The sequence below is a fragment of the Candidatus Clavichlamydia salmonicola genome (assembly GCF_015356765.1).
Classification (GTDB): domain Bacteria; phylum Chlamydiota; class Chlamydiia; order Chlamydiales; family Chlamydiaceae; genus Clavichlamydia; species Clavichlamydia salmonicola.
This window is the reverse complement of sequence record NZ_WTCQ01000002.1, coordinates 117,487-140,177: the sequence shown is the minus strand read 5'-3', so window position 1 is coordinate 140,177 and position 22,691 is coordinate 117,487. Positions and strand designations below refer to the sequence as shown.

Genomic DNA, 22,691 nt, shown 5'->3' with positions numbered 1-22,691 from the left:
TTAGAAAGATCTTGTAGCTCGTAGAGAATATTCTTCATATGATGGAGGAGAGGCTAAATATAGAGGGTGCGATGTAGCAGAAGTATTAATTTCAGGCATGTTTTCTTCTGAATATTCAGGAGGAGGACAAAGAGCTTGGAACGAAGGTAATGCTAATTGAATCTCTGTTGGTACTGCTATTGGATGAAGGGCAACAAGACCTCTAATTAAGGTATGTAATCTTGCTAAGAGGGAAGATATAGCAATGATATTTCCTTCTTTGTGCAATGGAGGTGTTATGTTCTTTAAAATAAGAGATAATTCATTAATTTCCAAAATATAAAATTGTCCATAACTAGCTAATTCTTTAAGAAAAATAGAATGTATTTTTTTAATTAAATAAAGAGCTGCGTCTAACATTAATTTAACATCGTTTTCTAGGACAGCATCATCATTTAAAGCTTGGTTTAAGAGTTGAGAAAAAATTTGATCTACTCGGCCAAATAAATCTAATAATTGTGTTGTAAGGGGTTGTAGGGGATGGCTGCCTTCTATGCTTAAGGGATTTAAGAGAGTCATTTCAATAGATTCTGGGATATGTGGTAGATTAGCAGGAAGGATGAGTAGTGTTAATTTTTTTAACGCATAAATACAATACCCTATTCCTAAAACAGTGTTCATGAGGCTTGCTGTCGAGCATATGATGGCATTTGGAAAAGTGTTTTGTTGCATGTTAAGGATGCATTCTAATATAGAATAAAATTCAGTCATAATCAGAGCAAATAGAACGCAAGTTTTTAGTATCCCATAAGTTGCAGATAATTTACTAGTACTTGTTAAAGCATAAAAACATGAGTGGTATACATGACTGAAAAGTAAATAAATAATGTTACTATTCATTATGACATTGACAGTAATCGTTGCAAGGCTACGAGTGTTGTTTGGTAAGTGATAATTATTATTTTTAAAAATATGTGTAGATAAATTATTAAAATCTAATGAGTCGTTAGAATTGGAGATTCTTTGGCAGAGTGGACAGTCATAACATAAAAGCCCAGCGCAGATGCCTGAGATGCCTAAGATTGCAGAGCTGGTTATTTTTAATAATGTTCGAGAATTATTTTTCAGATTCTTAATAGCTTCTGTTGTAGAAGTGGGGGCGCGTAGTCCTGCGTAGCTCAATATATTGTTAATATGAATCATAATAATTTACTGAAGTTTTAGTAATAGACGATTTTAAAGAGATTAGTTGGCTTTGAGGACTTTCTACAGAAAATCCATGTATGCTGTTACTGGTTCTTTTAAGGGCGTTTAATAAAAAAAAGCAGATGTCAGCGCTCTTTATGCGAGTATTGCTTGCTATTTTTAGTAGTTTTTTAAAATGGGTTTCCATGTTGTGAGGAGCTTTTTTAGAAGATATAGAGGCTCTTAAGCCTACATAGATTAATATAATTGATTTGAAACATGAGAGAAGTATGGATTAATCAATACAAAAAAAAATTATTTTAAAATTATAGCTTTGTAATAGATTTATTTACAATTATTAATAATACAGAATGATGTTATAGCTTTTAGCAAATGTCCTTTATATCATGTTGGGGAAGCTAAGTGTAGAGGTCTAATGTAAGCATGGTTGAAGTAGTCATTGAACTAGTATTTTCTTTTGTATATTCAGTAGGTGGGCAAAGACTTCGAAAAAAAAGTCATGGCTCGCGCAATGGAGATAGTATATTTTTTGAAGAAAATAAAGGACTGCGTTTAAGATCCCTTCAACATTTTTTCTATAAAAGAAGAATTATTTAAGATTGGGTCTAAGAGATGAGAAAAAATGAGAGCCATGCTTCTGAATAAATCTAATAATTGTATTGAGATGGCGGTGTAGGCATGGTGGTCGTCTGTCCTTAAGGGATTTAAGAGGGTATTTTCAATAGATTCTATGAAGGGTGGTAGATTAGTAGGAAGAATAACAAGGCCTGGAGCTTAATTTTGAGATAGGTTTTTTATTATTATTAATAATTCAGGATGATGTTGCAACTGTTGGCGAATATTCTTCATATGATGGAGGAGAGGCTAAATATAGAGGGTGCGATGTAGCAGAAGTATTAATTTCAGGCATGTTTTCTTCTGAATATTCAGGAGGAGGGCAAAGAGCTTGAAATGAAGGTAATGCTAGTTGAATCTCTGCTGGTGCTGCTATTGGACAAAGAGAAACAAGATTTCTAATTAAGGCGTGTAGTCTTGCTAGGATGATGGATATAGAAGTAATATTATGTTCTGGTTGAGATGGAGATGTTATATTTTGTGAAATAAGGGATAATTCATTGATTTCCAAGGTATAAGATTGTCCATGGCTGCCTAATTTTTGAATTAAAAGAGGCTTTATTTTTTGAAATAAGTACAAAGCTTTATTTAACATTAATTCAATATTTTCTTCTGTAACAGAAGAATCATCTAAAATCTGGTCTAAGAGATGAACAAAAATTTGATCGACTCTTCCAAGTAAATCTAATAATTGTGTTGTTGTGGATTGTAGGGGATGATCTGTTTCTGATCTTAATGGAGTTAAGAGGGTCATTTCAATAGATTCTGGAAGAGGTGGCAGATTAGAAGGAAGTAGGAGTAAGAGCAATTCTATTAAAGCATAAGAACAATATCCTGTTCCTAACAGGGTGCTCATTAAGGTTGTTTTAGAGCATATAATATCATTTTTTAGAGTTGTTTTTTGTATATCAACCATACATTCTAATATAGAATATAATTCAGCCATAATAAGACACGTTAACATTACAGTTTTTATTATGGAAAAGGTGAAGGCTAATTTCTTTTTATTTATCAAAGCCTTAGTGCATAAGGTCCTTTCATGTACGAGAAGCGTATACCCAATGCTGCCACTGATTATTGTATTGGAGATAATCGTTGGAATACAACGAATGTTTATTTGTGAATGGTGATTATTTTCAACAAGAATATTTTTTAAGAGATTATGGGAAGATGAGGATTGAGTAGAAGGGTTTATGGGTATGCATAAGGGACATTCATGACATGAAAATCCAGCAAAGATGCTTGAGATTCCTAAGATTGCAGAGGTAGTGATTTTGAGTAATTTTATAGAATTATTTTTCATGTTATTAAAAGCTTCTGATGGCGAAGTAGGGGCACGGAGTCCTACATAGTTCAATATGTTGTTAATATTAATCATGATAATTTACTTAATTCTTAGTAATGGTTGGGGATGGAAGAGTGTTGTTCATTTTGAGGGGTTTCTTCAGAGAATCCATTTGATGTTGGTAATGAATATAAAGGAGGAGATTCAAGGAGAAAGGAAGTTGTTATAATGTTATGAGAACAATCTCTAAGTAAGGGCTCTTCTTCTAAGCTGTAAACAGGAGGAGGACATAGAGCCTGTAGAGAAGGAAGAGCAATATTTGTAGTTAAAGAAGATTCTAGCGCACCAAGAGAAACAAGTTTACTTGTTAGTGAATGTGCATGCCCTAAAATTTTTGCTAATTGAATAAGATTATTTGAGTGAGAGAGGGGCAAAGTAACTTTAAGTAAGATATTTTGCATGAAGGCGATCTCTTGAATAAAAGAAAGATTATAGGAGCTAAGTTGAAAAGCTTCAGATAGCTCTTTTATATTGGTTTGAGCTATTTGTAATAAAGACAAGTCTGCTGCATTATTCGAAAGTTGATTTATAGAAGAAGTTAAAAGCTGAGTGATAGATATGTCTATCTGACAAAGTAGATATAATACTTTTAAGTGACTTTGTGTGGTGGGAGCAGAGTTTATTAAAGATGTAACAGGTAGCATTTCTATATACAAGGGAGATTGTGGATATGAAGGGGTAAGCATAGAAAATAAAAATATCTGTAAAGCATGGAGACAGTATCCACAACCAGCAATAATCCCAAACATTTCAGTTACTTTGCATCCTATGCTTTGGGACTGTTTAGAGCCAGAAAGATTAATTTGTGCTAACATGCAAAATAGATTCGAGCTAAGTCCAAATAAAGTAAACAGTATAAGAGTAATATTTTTTCCTGTTATCCAGGATGATTTTTTTAAGATGTGACTGCTTTGATGAGTACGTGTTGACATCTTATAATTATTTTTTAATAATTTTAGTATTCCTACGTACATAGTGAATGAGCTGAGTAACCCAGGCAGACAGTATAAGTAAACTGAAGATGGATGAGCTATTGTAGAGCTGCTCTTTTCATTAAAGTCAGAGGAGTCAGATGAATAACATAACATGCAGTTATTACATATAAGGCTAGTAGCTATTCCAGTGATGCCTATAACAGCAATAGCAGTAATTTTTAATAGTAAAGAGGTGTTATGGCGAGTGTTATGGATAGCTTCCTGAACTGATGTGGGTGCTTTAAGTCCCACATAGCTTAATAAATGATTGATTTGTAGCATGAAAATAATATAAATAAATTAACATAAATTAACATAAATTAACATAATTTTATTGAACTATAGAGTATGGAGGGGGTGTTTCCAGTATTAATTTTACTTTAGATTTAGGAATTGGGATTGTGGAAGAGCTTAAAGCTTGATCATCACTATAATCAGGGGGAGGGCAAAAAAGTTGAATATGTTGAAGTCCTATAAGTCTTATTTTAACAAGATCAATATTATGGGTACAAATAATATGCTCTTCAAGTTTATGAAGCGTGTCTAACATTGGGAAAAAAATACTCATATGTTGTGCAGACAAAGGAATGGATATCGATTTTAATGTAACTATTAAAGAAAAAAAAGTCTGTTGCCAATTGTCATTAATTAATTGAGAATTTTTATTCAGTGTTTCAATAATTGTTTGTATGATATTTAAGGCAAGCTCTAAAAGCATTGTAATTTCAGCTCTTTCTGAATCATTCTCTTCAATAGCTTTTTCTAAGATTTCATTAAGTAATAGATCCACTTCAAAAATTAACTGAAGAAGGTTTTCTTCAGGGGTGGCGTTGGTTTCTGAAAGTGTTGTTATAGCTGTCATTTCTATATCTTCAAATATAGGTAATGGTTTAATTGGTGCTATGAGGTATAGGTATGTTTTTAGATAAAAAATACTATAGAGAATGCCTGTTAATAATGTTAAAAAGCTGGTACTGGAGCAATTCTTATCGAGAGAAAAGGCAATTTTTTTATGAATGCATATGGCGTTAACACTTAGTCCAGTAATGCTTAATATCAGTACAAGAATATTTTTTAGTAAAAGGCATAATACTTTTGTACAGGTAGGATTGCTGTTAGAATTACATAGAAAAAATCCATGTGTACTAAATAATCCGCATAGCATGTCGCTATACATACATGTAGAAACGATGACAGCAGGTATGCAGTGAGATACAAGGGTAAAAGGAGCATTTGTGATTAAGGAAGGACTCAGGGATAAGCATTGAGCTCCTGTGTAGATGCCAGTGCTTCCTAATATCAGACGAATACTTAATTTAAAAATTTTTCTACTGTTATTGATAATATTTTGAACGACTTCGCTAGGTGAAGAAGGCGCCTGTAAGCCAATGTGGCTTAGTAAAGTATTAATATATATCAAAATAAAAAATAATAATAAAAAAAAAGAATTTTATTCTGTTTGTCAAAAAAAAGACAATATTAAAAATTTTCTTCTTTCATTAATGGTGGAGTTAAAGAACAAACATCAATTTCATCAGATGAAGAAGAAGCTCTTCTTACATGTTGTTGAATGATGGTTGGACTGGTAGTGGTTAGGGGTGCTGCAAGGCTATAATTATGTTCTATTTGTGTAAGTGATTGAGTGAAAGAGCCAACATTAATTTCTTCAGATGAAGAAGAGGCTCTTCTTGTATGTTGATGATTTAATAATGGTCTAGAAGATATAGAGAGATCAATAGGAAAATTGTTATTTTCTACAGGATGGGCAGCTTGGTTTCTTCTTATTCTGTCTAGATGCTGTATATGATTTAGTAATTGAATAGTGCTTATAGTACAATTTTGTAGTACTCTGTCCTGTTCAGATCCAAAATCATTAAATTGAGGAATCATAGTTCGAAGTAGTTGATTTACATAATCAATAATTTGTCGATACATGATGCTACTGTTAGTGGTTACTATACGAGGAAGAGGTAGACCATGGTTAATACATAAACATCTATTAATAATGGCATATTGCATTCGAGCAAAGAAATCTTCCATTCCCATTAAAAAAATTTCTTGATTAGGTTGATAATGAAATAGTCGATTGCCTACTAGTATAGGGAGCCAGTAAAATGGGTTCATCTCTACACAAAAAGAATGATTATTATTACTATAAAATAAAAAAGGGAAAGACATTAATAAAAGCAAAAATTTTAAGAAAGTTAATTATATGCATCATTTCAAAAAAAACATCAATATATATTAAAATTAAATATTTTCAAATAATTATTTGCTATGAACTGCTAGTTCAGAATTGTTTATTTATAAAGGCATATGCTTTTTTTGATATGTTTTTACAGGATACAAATTTTAAATTAATAACCAATTTATTATTAACATTTCAGGTGTCTACAAAAAGTTGAGATATTTATGGGGGGAGAAATCATTAGAAGTGAAGTTTAAAAATTTTCTTGTTTGTTTTTTTTCTTTTGTTTTCTCATTCTATTTAAAAAATATTACCAGGAAAAATGATGTACATTTCTCATTCTTATGATGATTTATCTATGAGAGATAGATTTAACTGTAATGAATGTTTAAATCGTTCATGTCGAAGTGTTTTGGGATTATGTGCACTTACATTAATCGCTGGGCTGATTGCTTGTACTGTTCTATTTTGGGGTCTTCCTGCAGGTATTGGTTCTGTTGGGGGGTTATGTGCTATTTTTATTTTAGGAGTTATTACTTATCTTATTTGTTGTAGGCAGAATAGATGTACGGGATCATCTGGTTGTAATGTAGAAGATATGATTGGAGGGATATTGACAGGGTGTTTATGCCTTTGTTGTGCATCAGCTTTTTCAAGGCGTGTATAGTAAAAAAATGTAACTTTAGGCAACAGGACAGGTTAAGAGGGAATGTTCTTGGATAGATCCAGCAATGACTTGTAACAAATGTGTGGAAGGAGGTAAAGAACTTCTTAATTGAGGAGAAGATATAAACATTTGTCCTGATTCAGGTATTTCTTTGCATAAATTTTCAGCTCTTTCGTTGTCCAAGCTTGTTTCAGGATCATCAATACACATAACAGGTCTTATATCCTTCAAGCGGTCAGATAGAATGGCATATTCTGCAAATTTTAATGATGCAGTACAGCAGCGTTGTTGTCCTGTGCTAGAAAAAGCTAGAGCAGCTTTTTCTTGGTTTAATATGATCATATCATCTCTATGCGGTCCTGTTAAAGTATTACCAAGTTCTGCTTCTTTGCTGCGGAGCTTTTGAAAGCTTCTATTCAATAACAGGATTAATTCTTTTTTTTCAAAGGAATTATTTTCTTTAATTCCAGGTTTATAGATAACTTCAAGTTGCTCATGAAATCCCCAAAAAGATTGATGAAATTCCTGACTTTTTTGGTTAATAAGATTTATTAATGAAGAGCGAGCTTGTATGAGGTAAGCCCCTGCTATTGCTAATTGTTCTTCCCAGACCTCTATGGAAGCAAAATTTTTGATTTTAAGGAGAGTATTACGATTTTTTAAAGAGCGATTGTAGCGACTGAAATGATAAAGATAGAAAGGATCACTTTGTATTAATTGTAGATCAAGAAAAGATCGACGTTCAGCAGGGCTTCCTTTAATCAGATGGACATGGTCAGGGTGTAAGATAACCCCAGGAAGAATTCCTGGTAAAGTGCTTAATGTAGGAAGAGGTGTTGTGTTATAAAGAATTTTTTTCCCTTTTCTATCAAAAAAAAAAGATAACGACTGGTCTATATCAAATTTTTTAAAAATAATTTCTAAGAAAAAATGCTTTTCTCCCCAATGAATGCAATCTGCTAAATGAGAGGTTTTAAAAGATCTTCCTGTCATAAATAAAGAAAAAGCTTCTAAGAGGCTAGTTTTTCCTTGGGCATTTTTTCCATAAATAAAATTTAGGTTGTCTCCAAATGTTACGAACTGTTCTTTATAATTACGGAAATTTTTTAAATATAAAGATGTAATTTTCATTCGAATACTAATTGTTGATTTATTCAGATGAATGTAAACAATGTTCCTGCTTCATCATCATAAAGATGACAAAAAAGACTTTTTAATGATGAAGCAAGACATGATTATAAGGAGTAGTTATTCATCATGTAAACGCATTGGCATAATGATAAATAATGCATTTGTTGAGTCTGTAATCACACCAGGATTATATGAATCTGAAAGCCCAAGTTTTAAAGATTCATCTTTACTATGTCTTAAGATATCTAAAAAGAAAAATGGGTTAAATGCTATTTCTAACTTATCACCTGCATAATTGACTGGCATGCTAACTTTACCTTCTCCAACTTGAGCACAGTTAGCAGTCAAAATTAATTCCCCAGGAAGAAAAGTAAATCGAACTGATTGGGCAGAGTCATTCGTAAATAAAGCTACTTGTTTTAAAAGAATAATGAGTTCTTCTCGATGTAAATCTAACGAGATTTGGCTATTTGTAGTGACTATAGGTTGAAAATCAGGATATTCTCCAGAAATGAGCTTAGTGATTAATAAAGCTGATCCTGATTCAAATGCTACTTTATCTTCTGTTAAGAAAAGAGTAGTAGTTGGGTCTTCGCCAAACATTTTACTAATTTCATCAACAGCTTTTATTGGAAGAACATATTCTCCAGATAATTCAGAAGGACCTGTAATATTAATTTCTGTTTTAGCTAATCGTTTTCCATCTGTTCCTACAAAGATAGCTTTTCCATCAATAATTCTCAGTAATACACCTGTTAAAACATAGCGACTATCTTCTTTTGAAACCGCAAATGCTGTTCGGGAAAGAGTTTCTTTTAGTTGTTCTGTAGAAAGGGTTACTTTTACAGCTTCTCTAAGATCTGGCAAATCAGGAAATTCTTCTTTCTTTAAACTATGTAAACGAAATTTTGAAGATCCTGATACAATTTCTACCATAGAACCTTCATAAGAAGAAATTTCAATATTAGGATCTGTTAATTCTCTAACAAGTTGAAAAAACCTACGAGATGGAATAGAAAGAGATCCTTTTTCTTGTGTGCGTGCTTTAGCTGAGCATTTGGTTCCAACTGTTAAATCTGTTGCAGTAAATACCAATTCATCATTCTCAGCTTCAATAAGAACATGAGAAAGAATAGGAATAGGTGCATTAGGTGGAACAACATTTTGGATTTTTCTAATGAGATTACTAAGCTCACTACGTGATACAACAAACTTCATGAAAATACTCTATTTGAGTTATGCATCTACAAAATAAAGAGGATCATTTTCAAAAGTCAAGAAGAAGAAAAAAAAAACCAATTCTGTTATCCTAGATTTTTATAAGTGAGATTATGACATACAAAGAAGTTGTTTCAAATAGACGTGCTTTTCGTGATTATGATATTTCAGAATCGTTTGAAGCAGGAGTAGTATTACAGGGTACTGAAGTGAAATCATTACGGGATCATGGAGGTGGTTTAACAGAAGCGTATGTACGAATTATTCGTAGTGAAGCTTGGTTAATAGGATCTTCTATAGCTTTGTATCGTTTTGGTAATTTTAATAATCATGAAGAAAAACGTGACCGTAAATTGTTACTACATAAAAGAGAATTAAATAAATTAAAAAAATTTGCTGAAATGAAGGGGTATACATTAGTTCCTTTAGCACTTGTATTAAAAAATGGTTTATTTAAATTAAAAATTGGCTGCGGAAAAGGTCGGCGGGAATTTGATAAGCGCCAAGCTGTGGCAGAGAAAGAAGGAAAACGTGCTGCTGCACGTGCCATAAAACGGTCAACAGAAAGTTAATATTTCAAAAAGATCATGGTATTCTTGATCTGGAACTTCCTTTAGGTCGTTGATTACTTATCCAGTAAGGAAGAGTATAAGTTAAAATAGCAAATATACAGTTTATGAAAATCATTTCAGGTAAAGCTTTTATTCCTTTAGTAAGTAAGGAATAGGTGGATCCAATGCTAAAAAAAGGCAGGATGATGCAGCTATTTATAAAAAATATAAAAGAAAAAATACCAGAAATTAAAGGAAAAGATAGGAAGCGATCTTCAAACAAATGTCTTGCTAGAATGCTGGTAGTTAATGTAGTTAGGGGATACAGAATAAGGTTTGTTCCAAATACATCACCAAAAAGATCAGATATTAGGCCACATAAAATACTCTTTCTTAATGTCACATGAGAAGGAAATTTTCTATAGCATAGAGCAATGTAAGGGGCAAAGAATAAAGGAAGAAAGAAAATACCAGTGGTTGGAAGCAAGGTTACAGTGAAACAGCCAATGTAGAATAGAATAATGGAATTCATGAGGTATAAAGCTCAATCTTTAGTAATTTTTTATTTTCAAGAAAGACAAGTCCTTTGTAAAGCAAAGAAAAAGCTATTTATATTTTTGATAATGGATTCATATCAAAAGAGCTGTAGATCTATAAGTAAATAAGAATTAAAAAAACATAATATTTATTTTAAATATAGTATGTATTTAATTTTGTTAATTAGTTAGCATGACAATAAATATGTTTAAAACAGGGGTTTCTATTTTTATCACCCTGGAGATTTTGTGAAAAAGAAAATTAAAGAACAAACTAAAATTTTAATAAAATGTGCAAAAAAAGAAAATTTTAAACCTATGAAGATGCTGTCTAAGAAAGTAAGTAAAGAAGCAAAAGATCTTATTCAAAAAGATGTGCTAAGCAAAAAACTAAAAAGTAAACAAAAAATTGCATCTTCAAAATTCAAAATTACACATAGAATAACTGATCAAGCGCGTCAATTTGATCTTTTAATTCAATCGTTAATATGTAAAAAAAAATCTTCTGAAAAAGATACTAAAATACTGTTGTTTAATCATGATAAGGGTTTTGTTCTAGCAGATTTAGATGTTTTTGAGATGTATCCAAATCAATCATTTAATAAATAATATATTTATTAATTTATTTTTCTTATAAAATTTTATTTAGTAATACAAGCTATTTAGTTTATTGCTAATGATTAGTAATAAATAAATATAAAAAAGGATTTTTAGAAGATAATATCTTCAGTAAAGCAGGGATTGCTTAATATTTATGTCAAATGTACAGCCCCCAGGATCTCATCCTTCAGAGTATCCAAGTGAAGAGGTTCTTCATTTTGTTGATGCAGCGCAAGAAGCGCAAGTTATTGGAGCAGAGTACTTGTCTCTAGAAGTCCAGAATCAAGATGATTTATATGCACCATTATCAACAGCATTGTTTGGAGTTTCAGATCATCCCATTCAAAGTGATGAAGTTACATCAGTTAGGCACGAAGAGTTAATGCAAATGGGGAGGATTACCACATCAAAATTATTAGCTTCAGAAAAAACAGGATCTGTTCCAGAAAACGTTACTGATAAAGAAGGAGCGTTAGCTTCAATAGAAGAGTCTAAAATTATACCTCAAGATGGCAAAATGGCTAGTTTAAAAGGAGAAATTACTCCTGAAAAATTGCCTTTTGTTGCACAAACTTCTGCTCAAATAGCAGATTCAACAGATATTAATTGCCCAAAAGATATAAAAATGGCTGATCCTATTCAAGATGTGGAAGTAAAGGTAGCTTCAAAAGAAAGCTTATTAGAAGATTTTTTTGATGTTCCTGTAGAAGAGCTAGCTTGGATGCTAGCTCCGGAATTAGAACGAAAAGAACAAGAAAAAAGAAACCGAGCTTCATCTTTACGATCATCATATTCTCATTTAAACAAAAAAGAAGAAGATAAGCTCGGATCAGTTTTAATTGATATTTTAGAGAACGAGCAAGGAAAAGAAGACCAAGAAGAAGAACCTAAAGAAGAAGAAATTTCTTTAGATCCTCTTAATCAAAAAGTTCAAGATACAGCTCATAATCAAATCCCTACAGAAGATTTCAATTTTTTGAAAAAAGAAGAGATTCAGCTTAAAAAATCATTAGTGATTCCTAAAGGAGATGGAGTCAAAGCTGTTCCAGATTTTTTATTAAAACAAGAAAGATTCTATCCTTTTCGTTCAGTTTCAGGAAATTCTTATAAGGTAAATGAGGTTTTGCCTGTAGAGACAGTAGATAATGATCTCTTAAACAAAGAAACAAGGATGAATCAACTGCAAGTGAAGGAAAAAAACAAGCATCTTAAATACTCTTAAGAAATTTGATTTTTTTTATCTTGATACATAAAAAAAGGTAAAGCTAGACAAATCAAAAATCCACTGATTATCACTGCTTCGTATATAAATCGTTGATCTGGAGTGATTAAATTGTATGGGGGAATGAAGCCAATTCCAAGTGCACATAAGATAGATAATAAACCTAAAATACTTAGGCTCCAAATGGAAAAATTACTTTTTAGTAATCCATATTTTTGTTTTTTTTCTGGATGTCGATGATGTAGAACAAGGGCTGCGCATATCATAATGATATACATCATAAAGCATACTTGAGTGCATAAAAGATTTAATATCCAATAAGCAATACTAAAATTAGAGATAAATAAAAATCCACAAGCAGCAATTGAAACTATACATGCTTGAAAAAGAAGGATAAAAACAGGGCTATTATTCTTATTAACTTTAGTAAAAGCTTGTGGTAGGCATCCATATTGAGCGCTATTCCATAATCCTTTAATGGGACCAAGCATCCAAACATTCATTTGACCAAGGATACCTAAAAGGATGGCTATCGATAAAGTTTTTGTCAGCCAATCATGTCCTGTAGATCCAAGAAAGATTCCTAATGCATCCAATAAGGCAGTAATAAGATTGAGTTCTTCTTTAGGAATGGCTATAGCTACAGCTAAAGTACCACCAACAAGAAAAAACATTAATAAGCCTGCCGCCATGAATAATGCTATAGGATAGTTTTTTCTTGGATTTTTCATTTCTAAAACTAAGTTAGAATTAGTTTCTAATCCTGTAAATGTTAAAAAAGCGCCAGAAATCATAGCAATTGATGTCATTAATCCATTAGATGTAGGAAAGATTTCTCTCGCTGAAATGGACAGATAGCTATGATTACCTTTAATTAGCCAAATAAGAGCCATTCCTGAAAGAATACATCCTGGAATGATGGTTCCTATAAAGAGGCAAATAGTGCTTAGATAAGAAGAAAATGATAATCGTAAGAAATTAATAAAGGTTAAGCTCCAAAAAATTACTAAAATGACGCTTAAGAAAAAGAATTTATTTTCAATGAGTTCAGGAAAGACCAATCTTCCAAAGCTGAGAGTAAAAAAAGCTAATACAGCTGGGTACCAAGTAATGTTATGAAACCATTGAAACCAGACTGCTATAAATCCCCAGCGAGGACCAAAAGCTTCTTTGACCCACACAAAGATACCCCCAGGAAAAATAGATACTAAATCAGCAGCTATGAGAGCATAGGGGATCATGAAACAGCTAACAGCAATGCCATAATAAAAAATAGTAGAAAGTCCTTGGCCAGCTAAAAATGCTAAATTTCTTAAGCTAAGTACAGACCCAAGAGAAAGTAGCATGATAAAAAAAGTTCCTAATTGTTTCTTTCCAGATCCTTTTTTTGTGATATGCATGGACTTTTTACCTTTTAAGCAATGGTGACATTTTGGTTAAGATAAACATTTTGAATGGCATTAAGTAGTGTAATGCCCTCATTAAAAGGTTTTTGAAATGCTTTTCTTCCAGCAATTAAGCCCATTCCACCAGCTCTTTTATTGATAACAGCTGTACGAACTGCTTCATTCAAATCAGCTTCATCAGATTTTAAGGAAGGGCCACCTGAATTAATTAATCCAATCTTTCCCATATAGCCATTAGCTACTTGATAACGACATAGATCAATAGGATGAGGGCTAGATAGTTCAGAATACATTTTAGGATCAGATTTTCCATATTTTAAAGCAGTAAAACCACCATTACATGTAGGCATTTTTTGCTTTACAATGTCAGCGCCAATGGTAGCGCCAAGGTAATTTGCTTGACCAGTAAGGTCAGCAGCAGCATGGTAATCATTTGTAGAGGTAGAAAAAGCTGCATTCCTAAGATAACACCATAAAATAGTTCCCATACCTAATTCATGAGCTATTGAAAAAGCTTCAGAGACTTCTACTATTTCTTGAGCACTTTCTTCTGATCCAAAATAAATGGTTGCACCAACAGCTTGAGCGCCCATGTCATATGCATTTTTGACTTGAGTAAAGAAGATTTGATTGTGGCGATTTGGGTAAGAAAGTAATTCATTATGATTAAGTTTTAGGATAAATGGGATTTTATGAGCGTACTGACGAGATAAAATAGCCAAGGTTCCATAGGTAGATGCTACAGCACTGCAGCCACCTTCTAATGCTAAGCGTACAATATTTTCAGGATCAAAAAAAAGAGGATTAGGGCAAAAGGCAGACCCAGCAGAGTGTTCAACGCCTTGGTCTACTGGTAGTATAGATAAGTAACCAGTATTTTTAAGATTTCCAGTATTAAAAAGTTGAGCTAGGCTGACTAAAACGCGGTTATTGCGATCAGAATTCTTAAATATACGATCAATCCAATCTGAGGAAGGTAATATTAATTGATCTTTAGTGATTCCAGAGCTTACATGTGTTAATAAATTTTGTGCATCAGCACCTAATAAATTTTCTATAGACATAGTATCTGTCATTTTAACCCCTATAACTCAATTTGTTTTTAACTCATCATATAGTTTTTAAAAATTTTGCTTCATCTATTAAAATTTATACTCACATTTTTTTTCTATTAATTTATATTAAATAAAATTATCTAAAGTTTTCTGGTTTTTCTAAATATAGATGAAGATGCTTAGAAAATAATCTATAGAGGAAATAATTCAAAGCAATCAATGATTTAAAAATAAAAATATGACAGAGTCCATTTAATGAAAGACATAAAAGAAATAATTCTTTTTAAAACTCATATAATATGCAGAATAATATGAATTTTATAAAAGAAGAGAAAAGACTGTAGCTATTGGATACCTTACTTAAGTGTACCAGCTGTAATTTGACAAATCCTATAGTTGCATAAAAACGTTTATTTTTTTACAATCACTTTTCGTTTAGGGAGCTCTTAACCAGTCTATGGTATTTGATCCCATCCTTCTGTTTTTATCAAAACCCCCAGGTTATCCCATGGCAAGTAAGCAAAGAGAGATCATTAAGCTTAAAAGTTCAGAAAGTACTGATGTTTATTGGACAATAAAAAATCGTCGTAATACAACTGGTCGTTTAGAATTAAAAAAATTCGATAAAAAGCTACGTCGTCATGTAATCTTTAAAGAAGCCAAATAAACCTTCTTTAAGAGCATTGCTATGCGATTTGAGTTTTCTGTAGCCTTTTGGTATTTATTTCCACGAAAAAGACGATTATATTCTTCACTCATGTCGCTATTTTCTATATGTGTCATTGCCTCAGTAGTATGGTTATCGACTGTTTTTTTATCTGTAATGGAACAAGCTGAAAAAAAGTGGATTCATGATTCATTAATCTTGGGAGCTTCTTTAAAGATTGTTCCATCAAGAAATTATTTTCAGTCTTATTATTACAAAATAGATGAAGCTTCTGAAGCTTCAAATTTTTCTTGTAAAAACTTACAAGAAAAATTAGTAAGCATAAAGACAGATCCTTTTAATGCAGATTATGATGAAGAATTATCTGAAGAGTTACCTAATCCAGATTTAAATGCTGATGGGACAGTTAAGGATATTGTAAAAGATACTTACGCTTTACTGTCAAATTATTTACCTTCTCAAGTAACGATTGAGCCTCGAATTATTTCATTGGGAGATTTAAGAGTTGTTTTGCGAGACAAAGGGTTAATGCAAGAAAGATTTATAGGACAAAGTTCATATGCAATTCCATTGCAGATTTCAGACAATATCCTTTTTGATGCTATCAAGCCATTAACAGCTAAGGAAATTACCTTTCTTTATAATGATCATCTAGCTGAAAAAGGATTACAATTAGATTTTTTAAAAAAACAAGGTTCTCATTTTTTATATCAATTTTTTCATCTTAAAGACTTGGCAATAAATCCAGTGGTACTGCCAGCTCATTTTGAATCTTCAGGAGTTCTTATAGGAGATAAAGGGCATTTTACTTTTCATGCAGCTGATTTTGGAAGTTTTCAAGAGCGGAATATTCCTGTGCAGGTAGTGGGCTTTTATAATCCAGGCTTAAGTCCATTTGGAGGAAGAAGTGTTTTAATGTTTCCTGAAGGATTTGCGCAATTGGCTTCTAATGCTGCTTTTATAGAGGGTATATTCGAAGAAGCTTTGGACATAAGGGCTGCTAATATTTCATTAAAAAATATTGGGAAAATGAAAAAAAATTTAGAAAATTTACTCCAAAAATCTGGGTTTGGAGATTTTTGGGAAGTAAAAGCTTTTTATGATTATTCTGATATAAAGCCTTTTTTAAGTCAGCTACATACTGAAAAGGTTCTTTTATCTTTGGTCTCTTTGATGGTTTTAGCAGTAGCTGCGTCAAATATTGTAGCGATGTTAATGCTACTAGTTTATCGGAAGCGTAAAGAAATAGGTATTATGTATGCCTTGGGAGTTTCTAAAAATAAAATGATGTTAATTTTTGGCTTATGTGGAGTTTTGACAGGCTGTGCAGGATCTTTAATAGGTGGCTTTTTAGCCTGGATTACTTTAGAAAATCTAAATAGCTTAATCAGTTATGTTGGATTTATAAAGGGTATTGATCTTTTACAGATAGGTGTTTTTGAGGCGTCAATTTTTTCTAAATCTGGAGGATGTACATATCTTGTTATTGTTATAGCTACCTTATTTCTTTCTTCTATAGCTGCCATTTTTCCTGTGAAAATGGTTTCTGCTATGAATCCAACAGAGTTGTTAAATGGTGAATAAATCTCCTACTTTATTTTTAAAAAAGATTAGTAAAGGCTTTCAAACAGATCATTCTTTTAAGCTTTTTTTGAATGATATTTCACTATCTCTTTTTTCTGGGCAAAGTATGGCTATAACTGGTTCTTCAGGTTCTGGTAAAACAACATTGCTGCATATCGCGGGAGGATTACTAAAGCCTGATCAAGGAAGTGTGACAATAAAAGGTAAAAATCCCTTTTCTCATGATGGGGCATTTATCAGAAATCGTTGTATAGGTTCGATTTTTCAATTTTTTCATTTATTAGATGATTATGATGTTTTAGGAAATGTTATTTTTCCAGCCTTGATCAATATGGATTCTAGAAGATCCAAAAAAGAAATTCATAAACAGGCGTTAGATTTATTAAGTAGTGTTGGTATGGATCATCGTATACATGCTTCTTGTCAAGATTTGTCAGGAGGAGAAAAGCAGCGAGTGGCAATAGCAAGAGCTTTGATTAATGAGCCAGACCTTATATTAGCAGATGAGCCTTCAGGAAATTTGGATCAAGGAACAGCAAAAAATATTCATGAGTTGCTTTTAGAGCTAGCTACAGAAAAAAATTATGCTCTTTTAATAGTTACGCATAATCCACTGCTCTCTTCTTTATGTGATATAGTGTACCAATTAGAGAAGGGGAAGTTAATTGCTTAATTACATAATTTTTTCTATTTATCTTAGATATAGGGTCTTTTTTTCTTTCAAATATAATATCGCCCATCAATAGAGATTTTTTTTTGAGCTAGTGATTTTTTTCCATAAAAGGGAAAAAAGAGAGGTTTTTTGATTGGAAAAAAAATCTTCGTTCTCTAAAATGACCTCCTTTACAGAGGTTTTTATGGAAAAGCGACAGGACACTAAAACAACCTTTCTTAAAGCTGCAGAAGTTATTGGAAAGAGTTGGGTAATCTTAGATGCCAAAGGAAAAACTTTAGGGCGATTATCCTCAGAAATTAGCAAAATTTTAAGAGGAAAGCATAAAGTTACCTATACACCTCACATAGATTCTGGAGATGGAGTTATTGTGATTAATGGTGATCAAGTAAAATTGACTGGTAACAAAGAAGCTCAAAAGATGTATAGATACTATACAGGTAATATTGGTGGAATGAGAGAAGTGCCTTTTAGGCATATGAAGGCAAGAAAGCCAGAATATGTTATTACTCATGCAGTTCAAGGTATGATGCCAAGAACTCGTTTGGGTAGAAAACAAATGAAAAGTCTGCGTGTTATTGCAGGAGATGATAAGAGTGCTTTCGCTGCGCAACAACCAGCGGAAATTAAAATTTGATGATATATAGAGTGTTATAGATGGTTAAATCCACAAAAGATGATATTACAGCGACAGGAAGAAGAAAAAGAGCCGTTTCAAGCGTAAGGCTTCGAAGAGGTAATGGTCGCATTGATGTTAATGGAAGAGAATTTTCTGAATATTTTCCTTTAGATATTCAGAGAAGAATGATCATGGCTCCTATGGAGACAGCAGGTTTAGATGGAACATTTGACATGATTATTCGTGTAAATGGTGGTGGTGTTTCTGGACAAGCTACAGCTACACGTTTAGGGATCGCTAGAGCTCTTCTTAAAAACAGTGAAGATTTAAAGCAAGAATTCAAACCTCTTGGTTATTTAACGAGAGATCCTCGAAGAAAAGAAAGAAAGAAATATGGTCATAAGAAAGCTCGTAAGAGCTTCCAATTCTCCAAAAGATAATTGCTATATTTATTTTTTCAAAAAAAGCTTGCGAAGACTATCTTTTCAAGCTTTTTTTAATTTCTATCGTTAAAAAAAATATATGATAGTGGTTCTTAAATAAAAGTGTGTCTAGTTGTTAATAATGGAATTCCAAAAAGGACTTTAAAAGATTGCGATGGCTTTAAGTCATTATGAAAATTAATAGTATTATTGTTAATTTCAAAATCTTTTCCTTTACATCGTCGAATAACACCACCATCTAAAAAAGAAGAATCAGTGATAGTATTAAGGCTATCTTTAAGCATCACATGGTTTATGTACTCTGCAGCCTCAGTTTTTTTAATAGTAAAAAGACATCCTCCAATAGGTAATTGATTAAAGGAAGAAATTGGTTTACAAGCTAAGAATTGATCTTTTGCATCTCTTGGCAGATGAAATCCTTGAGCCCCGTGGATAAGGTGAATAAATCCAGAGCAATCAACACCGCCTGTTTTTTGTATTTTATTAAAAAATCTCCCTCCCCAAAGATATGGAATATTAAGAAATTTCATGGCATCTAATATAAGTGTATCAACACAAAAAGGAATATTTTGAATAAATCGAAGATGAATAGGATTACAAGTACCTATTTTTTTATCTGGAAGTTGAATAGATCCTTTTTTATTTGCTTCTACAAGAGACCCAAAAGGTAACAAGATGTTGTAAGGATGTAGAACAGCTTCGTGAGAAACGATTCTATAGTTAGGCATATAATCATCATTTTTAATAATGCTGTTTTTGTTGGAAATCCATCCTGAATAAGCTTGCCATTGAAGATATTTTTTACAATGAAATGGTTGTGCAAAAGCTTTAATAAATAGGTGGTCAGGGTGATTTTTTATAATGCTTACTCTTTCTCCAAGTAATAATTGAGATACTCGGGTTTCAGATTGAGGTTTAGCTATATTGGAAAGCATTTTTGAGGATAAATCAATAAATGGCTCAGTAATAAAATTAGAGAAGTCCATGATCACAAAGAGAAAGTTTAATTTTTTTAATATAAAAGATTCTATAAAATTTATGCGTTATTTAGCCACAGCGAAAGATGAGCCAGATTTTTTTTGTTTAAGAAGAATTGTTTCTGGTTTTAATGATGGGAGTAATTTTTTGGTGTAGCTTAAATCTTTCCATATAAGGTGTAATTTTTTATTTTGAGTATGAGTCAGATTATTAATAATAATCACATCTTCTTCGTTCATATCAAACCCATTTTTAGTCCAATTAGCAGAACCAAAAATTAAAATACGATCATCAATCCATGCAAATTTATGATGAATGCAAGGAGATTGAGAGCTTAGATAAAATTGATTTGGGCAGACACTATTATCAATAAAATGAGATCCTCTCTTATCCACGATAACTTCTACAAAAACCCCACGTTGATGAGCTTTCACAAGGGCTGAAAATAAATCAGGATGGGTAAAGAAAAACATCGCCATTTTAATTGATTTTGTTGCTGAATTTAAAACATCAATTATTTCTTTAAGACAGGATGCAGAATCTTGGGGTAGGAGCCATACTTTAATAGACTGATTTTTAATTATGCATTCGCCAGAACAATTTTTTTGAAAGATAGTAGCAAGATCTTTATTTCTTACTCCTACCATAAGATTATCATCACTGATTAATGATTCTTTACTTATGTTTGCAGATCCTAGCCAGACTAAATCAGAATCAATAATTAATATTTTTTGATGCATATAGCCTGCTGTTCGTAATTTAGGCTCTACTTTGATGCGTGGTGCTTTTTTGATAATTTCATCGCTATGTTTATTGGAGTGGCATTTAATTTTTATGGGAATGCCTTCACGGGATTTTTTAACTAATGCACGACAAACATACTCTTCAGTAAGAGTGAAGCTTTTTAATAAAATATTTTTTTGTGCTTTTTTGATGGAAGATGTTAGTAAAATTCTAAAATTATCATGGCATTTATTTGCATAAAATACTGGATAGGTACTTTTTTCTACTTGTTTGAGTGTGTCTGCTCTTTGTCCAGCAAAAACAAAGTAAAGAAAAAAAAGAGAACAGGTAAGAGATAATTTTTTCCAGGGATATTTTTTTGATTTTTTTTGGTTTTTATTAATGTTCATAATTTTCGTCATCTATATTTAATTTATTATTAAAATTTAATTAATGAACATTTTCAATCTTATTGTCTATAAAACTTTAATATAAAGAGTTTTAATTATGCTTTTAGTTTTTTTAAAATTATCAAAAAAAAAATTTTTTGTTGATAATAGTTCACTGAAAGCGGCGAAAGATTTATGAAAAGCTGTTACAAAAGATTTGCGAAAAACTTTATTTTGTGGCAAATTCATCAAAATTCTACAGCATCTCTTCTTTGGTCTTAAATGGCTTAAAAAAAGAGTTTTTATTGCTGACTTAATGGGGGACTTAGCTCACTTGGTAGAGCGTTTGACTTGCACTCAGAAGGTAAGGAGTTCGAATCTCCTAGTCTCCAAAATCGCGGTTATAGCTCAGTTGGTTAGAGCGCGACACTGATAATGTCGAGGTCCCAAGTTCAAGTCTTGGTAGCCGCAACCTTTCTTTTTTATTTTTCTAATAAAGTAAGATTACTTCTTTTTTTGTTCTTGTTTTATTGATTAGATTTTAAAAATAATTATTTATGAGTTTGTTGCCAGCACCTTTTATTGCTACCTATAATCGTGGTCTATTACAGGAGTCTCTTCCTGAGCTTATAATTCAACACAAACAAATGAAACGAATCACTACTGTGGGTGGAACTGTTTCTATTCTTGCCTCTTTTATTTTATTAGGGTCTTTTATCATTTTATTTGCTTCTGTTGTTTGTATTATAGTGATGGGAGCTACAGATATTATATCTCTTTTTGTCCTTCCTGTATTTCTTCCAGTAGGCATAGTTCTTTTATTATCGATTCCTTTAATTGTAGTGATGGTTAAAAAACACAAAGCTAAACAAATTTTGCAAAATAAGATAGCTGATACAAATTTAAAATTAATTTGTAATGAGCAGATGTCTCCATCTCAACCTGGAAAAAAAGATTTATCTATGTTTATCAGAGATCAAATCTTATTCATGGATAGGAATAAATTTTATAAAAAAGAGATGATAGAAAACATTAAAGGTAAATTACCAAAAAAAGCAAAGCGAAGTGAAAAAGATAATTTTATATTAGAGTCTTTAGACAAAGCTTCAGGCTATGTTCTTACACCTAAAGAAGCTCAAAGAGAGGATGAGCGAGAAGAAAGATATGCTGAAGCTAACCGAGCATTAACAACAGAAGAAGTTGTAGAAGAAACAACAGATTCAGTAGAGAGTAGTAGCATTTCTAGTGACGATCAAGTTCTTCCTGTAGATAACTTAGAAAGAATTGCAGTGTTGCATAAAGAGGTTATCATCCACTTAGAAGAGCAGATGGAAGATTAAAGTTATTAAAAAAATGGAGGTGGAGAGAATCGAACTCTCGTCCTCGACAAACTCCCTAAAGATATCTACATGCTTAGTTTTCGAAAAAATACAACTAGAAACTCAATCAAAAACAGCTATATCTCTAGAGGGCTTTTTTTATCTTGAGAGGAAAAGCGAAAAAACAAAAACACTTTAATCTCATACTGAGTAATACGACGGTGGAATTAAAAACCCCAGTTCAATCTTAATCCACCGGGTCATTTAAGGCGCAAGCCCCAAACAACATCTATGCAAAATCAAAAATTAAGCAGCCAATCTAACTTCAGAAGAAGCTTGAAGGTCAGCAAAGTTTACGATTTCACAATTAGCCTTAGGTTCGGCATTTAATGTTTTGTCAGCTTTTTAAGGAGGCCGGCTGACAACCCCCGCATGCAATCAATGCTTCATTTTCGAGTCGAAACCAGATACACCCCCATAGACATGATCTATTTCTTCTTAAGGAGAGTATATCTTAAAAAAGGTTTTTTTACTGAGAAATTTACTTAAATTTTCATTAATAAATCTTATGAATCTCTAACATTTTTAGTTTTATATATGAAT

The 22,691-nt window shown here is 32.0% G+C and carries 23 protein-coding genes, 2 tRNA genes and 1 other RNA gene; 12 read left to right on the top strand and 14 right to left on the bottom strand.

What is annotated here, in order from left to right:
• From CLAVI_RS02605 to CLAVI_RS02580, 6 genes are all read right to left on the bottom strand, one after another.
• Positions 1-1,182, bottom strand: coding sequence for a hypothetical protein (locus CLAVI_RS02605; protein ID WP_194844040.1), 1,182 nt, complete (start codon positions 1,180-1,182; stop codon positions 1-3).
• Complete coding sequence (locus CLAVI_RS02600) at positions 1,169-1,372, bottom strand: hypothetical protein (protein WP_194844039.1); 204 nt, start codon at positions 1,370-1,372, stop codon at positions 1,169-1,171. The genes CLAVI_RS02605 and CLAVI_RS02600 overlap by 14 nt, the downstream gene beginning before the upstream one ends.
• A gap of 624 nt (positions 1,373-1,996) precedes the next feature.
• Positions 1,997-3,178, bottom strand: a complete 1,182-nt coding sequence (locus CLAVI_RS02595; protein ID WP_194844038.1) for a hypothetical protein — start codon at positions 3,176-3,178, stop codon at positions 1,997-1,999.
• 17 nt (positions 3,179-3,195) lie between these two features.
• Positions 3,196-4,371 (bottom strand): hypothetical protein, encoded by a 1,176-nt coding sequence (locus CLAVI_RS02590; RefSeq protein WP_194844037.1) that lies wholly within the window; start codon positions 4,369-4,371, stop codon positions 3,196-3,198.
• Between the two features lie 79 nt (positions 4,372-4,450).
• Positions 4,451-5,539, bottom strand: coding sequence for a hypothetical protein (locus tag CLAVI_RS02585; RefSeq protein WP_194844036.1), 1,089 nt, complete (start codon positions 5,537-5,539; stop codon positions 4,451-4,453).
• A 59-nt stretch (positions 5,540-5,598) separates the two neighbouring features.
• On the bottom strand, positions 5,599-6,297 hold the full coding sequence (locus CLAVI_RS02580; protein ID WP_194844035.1) for a hypothetical protein: 699 nt from the start codon (positions 6,295-6,297) through the stop codon (positions 5,599-5,601).
• 335 nt (positions 6,298-6,632) lie between these two features.
• Between CLAVI_RS02580 and CLAVI_RS02575 the strand changes: the two genes are divergently transcribed.
• Positions 6,633-6,974: a hypothetical protein gene (locus tag CLAVI_RS02575; protein ID WP_194844034.1), complete on the top strand. Its 342-nt coding sequence runs from the start codon at positions 6,633-6,635 to the stop codon at positions 6,972-6,974.
• Positions 6,975-6,989: 15 nt separating this feature from the next.
• On the opposite strand, the gene recF is transcribed toward CLAVI_RS02575, so the two are convergent.
• Positions 6,990-8,105: a DNA replication/repair protein RecF gene (gene recF, locus CLAVI_RS02570; RefSeq protein ID WP_194844033.1), complete on the bottom strand. Its 1,116-nt coding sequence runs from the start codon at positions 8,103-8,105 to the stop codon at positions 6,990-6,992.
• A gap of 117 nt (positions 8,106-8,222) precedes the next feature.
• On the bottom strand, positions 8,223-9,323 hold the full coding sequence (gene dnaN / locus CLAVI_RS02565; RefSeq protein WP_194844032.1) for a DNA polymerase III subunit beta: 1,101 nt from the start codon (positions 9,321-9,323) through the stop codon (positions 8,223-8,225).
• 113 nt (positions 9,324-9,436) lie between these two features.
• Between dnaN and smpB the strand changes: the two genes are divergently transcribed.
• The gene (gene smpB / locus CLAVI_RS02560; protein ID WP_194844031.1) at positions 9,437-9,895 is read left to right on the top strand and encodes an SsrA-binding protein SmpB; all 459 of its coding nucleotides are present in this window, start codon (positions 9,437-9,439) and stop codon (positions 9,893-9,895) included.
• A 13-nt stretch (positions 9,896-9,908) separates the two neighbouring features.
• On the opposite strand, the gene CLAVI_RS02555 is transcribed toward smpB, so the two are convergent.
• Positions 9,909-10,406: a hypothetical protein gene (locus CLAVI_RS02555; RefSeq protein ID WP_194844030.1), complete on the bottom strand. Its 498-nt coding sequence runs from the start codon at positions 10,404-10,406 to the stop codon at positions 9,909-9,911.
• 253 nt (positions 10,407-10,659) lie between these two features.
• Between CLAVI_RS02555 and CLAVI_RS02550 the strand changes: the two genes are divergently transcribed.
• Both CLAVI_RS02550 and CLAVI_RS02545 read left to right on the top strand, forming a co-directional pair.
• A complete protein-coding gene (locus tag CLAVI_RS02550) occupies positions 10,660-11,019 on the top strand; it encodes a late transcription unit protein LtuB (RefSeq protein WP_194844029.1) in 360 nt (119 codons plus the stop codon).
• A 145-nt stretch (positions 11,020-11,164) separates the two neighbouring features.
• A complete protein-coding gene (locus CLAVI_RS02545; RefSeq protein WP_194844028.1) occupies positions 11,165-12,232 on the top strand; it encodes a hypothetical protein in 1,068 nt (355 codons plus the stop codon).
• Here CLAVI_RS02545 and CLAVI_RS02540 read toward each other — a convergent pair.
• Positions 12,229-13,632, bottom strand: coding sequence for an amino acid permease (locus CLAVI_RS02540; RefSeq protein ID WP_194844027.1), 1,404 nt, complete (start codon positions 13,630-13,632; stop codon positions 12,229-12,231). The two genes, CLAVI_RS02545 and CLAVI_RS02540, sit on opposite strands and share 4 nt — an antisense overlap.
• 14 nt (positions 13,633-13,646) lie before the next feature.
• Entirely contained in the window at positions 13,647-14,702 is a 1,056-nt protein-coding gene (locus tag CLAVI_RS02535; protein ID WP_194844145.1) for a class I fructose-bisphosphate aldolase, read from the bottom strand.
• Between the two features lie 499 nt (positions 14,703-15,201).
• Here CLAVI_RS02535 and rpmG point away from each other — a divergent pair, with 499 nt between their 5' ends.
• The 5 genes from rpmG (at position 15,202) to rpsI (ending at position 18,676) form a co-directional block, all read left to right on the top strand.
• Complete coding sequence (rpmG, locus tag CLAVI_RS02530) at positions 15,202-15,360, top strand: 50S ribosomal protein L33 (protein ID WP_194844144.1); 159 nt, start codon at positions 15,202-15,204, stop codon at positions 15,358-15,360.
• A gap of 21 nt (positions 15,361-15,381) precedes the next feature.
• Positions 15,382-16,944: an ABC transporter permease gene (locus CLAVI_RS02525; RefSeq protein ID WP_194844026.1), complete on the top strand. Its 1,563-nt coding sequence runs from the start codon at positions 15,382-15,384 to the stop codon at positions 16,942-16,944.
• Positions 16,934-17,617, top strand: a complete 684-nt coding sequence (locus CLAVI_RS02520; RefSeq protein ID WP_194844025.1) for an ABC transporter ATP-binding protein — start codon at positions 16,934-16,936, stop codon at positions 17,615-17,617. Before CLAVI_RS02525 ends, CLAVI_RS02520 begins: the two co-directional genes overlap by 11 nt.
• 184 nt (positions 17,618-17,801) lie before the next feature.
• Positions 17,802-18,254 carry a 50S ribosomal protein L13 gene (rplM, locus tag CLAVI_RS02515; RefSeq protein ID WP_194844024.1) on the top strand — a complete coding sequence of 151 codons (453 nt, stop codon included), beginning with the start codon at positions 17,802-17,804 and terminating at the stop codon, positions 18,252-18,254.
• A gap of 20 nt (positions 18,255-18,274) precedes the next feature.
• Complete coding sequence (rpsI, locus tag CLAVI_RS02510; protein ID WP_194844023.1) at positions 18,275-18,676, top strand: 30S ribosomal protein S9; 402 nt, start codon at positions 18,275-18,277, stop codon at positions 18,674-18,676.
• Between the two features lie 95 nt (positions 18,677-18,771).
• Here the strand turns inward: rpsI and CLAVI_RS02505 are convergent, their stop codons facing one another.
• Complete coding sequence (locus tag CLAVI_RS02505) at positions 18,772-19,665, bottom strand: C40 family peptidase (protein WP_194844022.1); 894 nt, start codon at positions 19,663-19,665, stop codon at positions 18,772-18,774.
• A 57-nt stretch (positions 19,666-19,722) separates the two neighbouring features.
• Positions 19,723-20,790 (bottom strand): phospholipase D-like domain-containing protein, encoded by a 1,068-nt coding sequence (locus CLAVI_RS02500; RefSeq protein ID WP_194844021.1) that lies wholly within the window; start codon positions 20,788-20,790, stop codon positions 19,723-19,725.
• 298 nt (positions 20,791-21,088) lie between these two features.
• On the opposite strand from CLAVI_RS02500, the gene CLAVI_RS02495 reads away from it, so the two are divergent.
• The 3 genes from CLAVI_RS02495 to CLAVI_RS02485 all read left to right on the top strand — a co-directional run bounded on the left by CLAVI_RS02495 (position 21,089) and on the right by CLAVI_RS02485 (position 22,109).
• Positions 21,089-21,161 (top strand) — tRNA-Ala (locus CLAVI_RS02495).
• Between the two features lie 5 nt (positions 21,162-21,166).
• Positions 21,167-21,240 (top strand) — tRNA-Ile (locus CLAVI_RS02490).
• An 86-nt stretch (positions 21,241-21,326) separates the two neighbouring features.
• The gene (locus CLAVI_RS02485; RefSeq protein ID WP_194844020.1) at positions 21,327-22,109 is read left to right on the top strand and encodes a hypothetical protein; all 783 of its coding nucleotides are present in this window, start codon (positions 21,327-21,329) and stop codon (positions 22,107-22,109) included.
• A gap of 11 nt (positions 22,110-22,120) precedes the next feature.
• On the opposite strand, the gene ssrA is transcribed toward CLAVI_RS02485, so the two are convergent.
• Positions 22,121-22,565, bottom strand: a transfer-messenger RNA (tmRNA) gene (gene ssrA / locus CLAVI_RS02480).
• Positions 22,566-22,691: the final 126 nt, after the last annotated feature.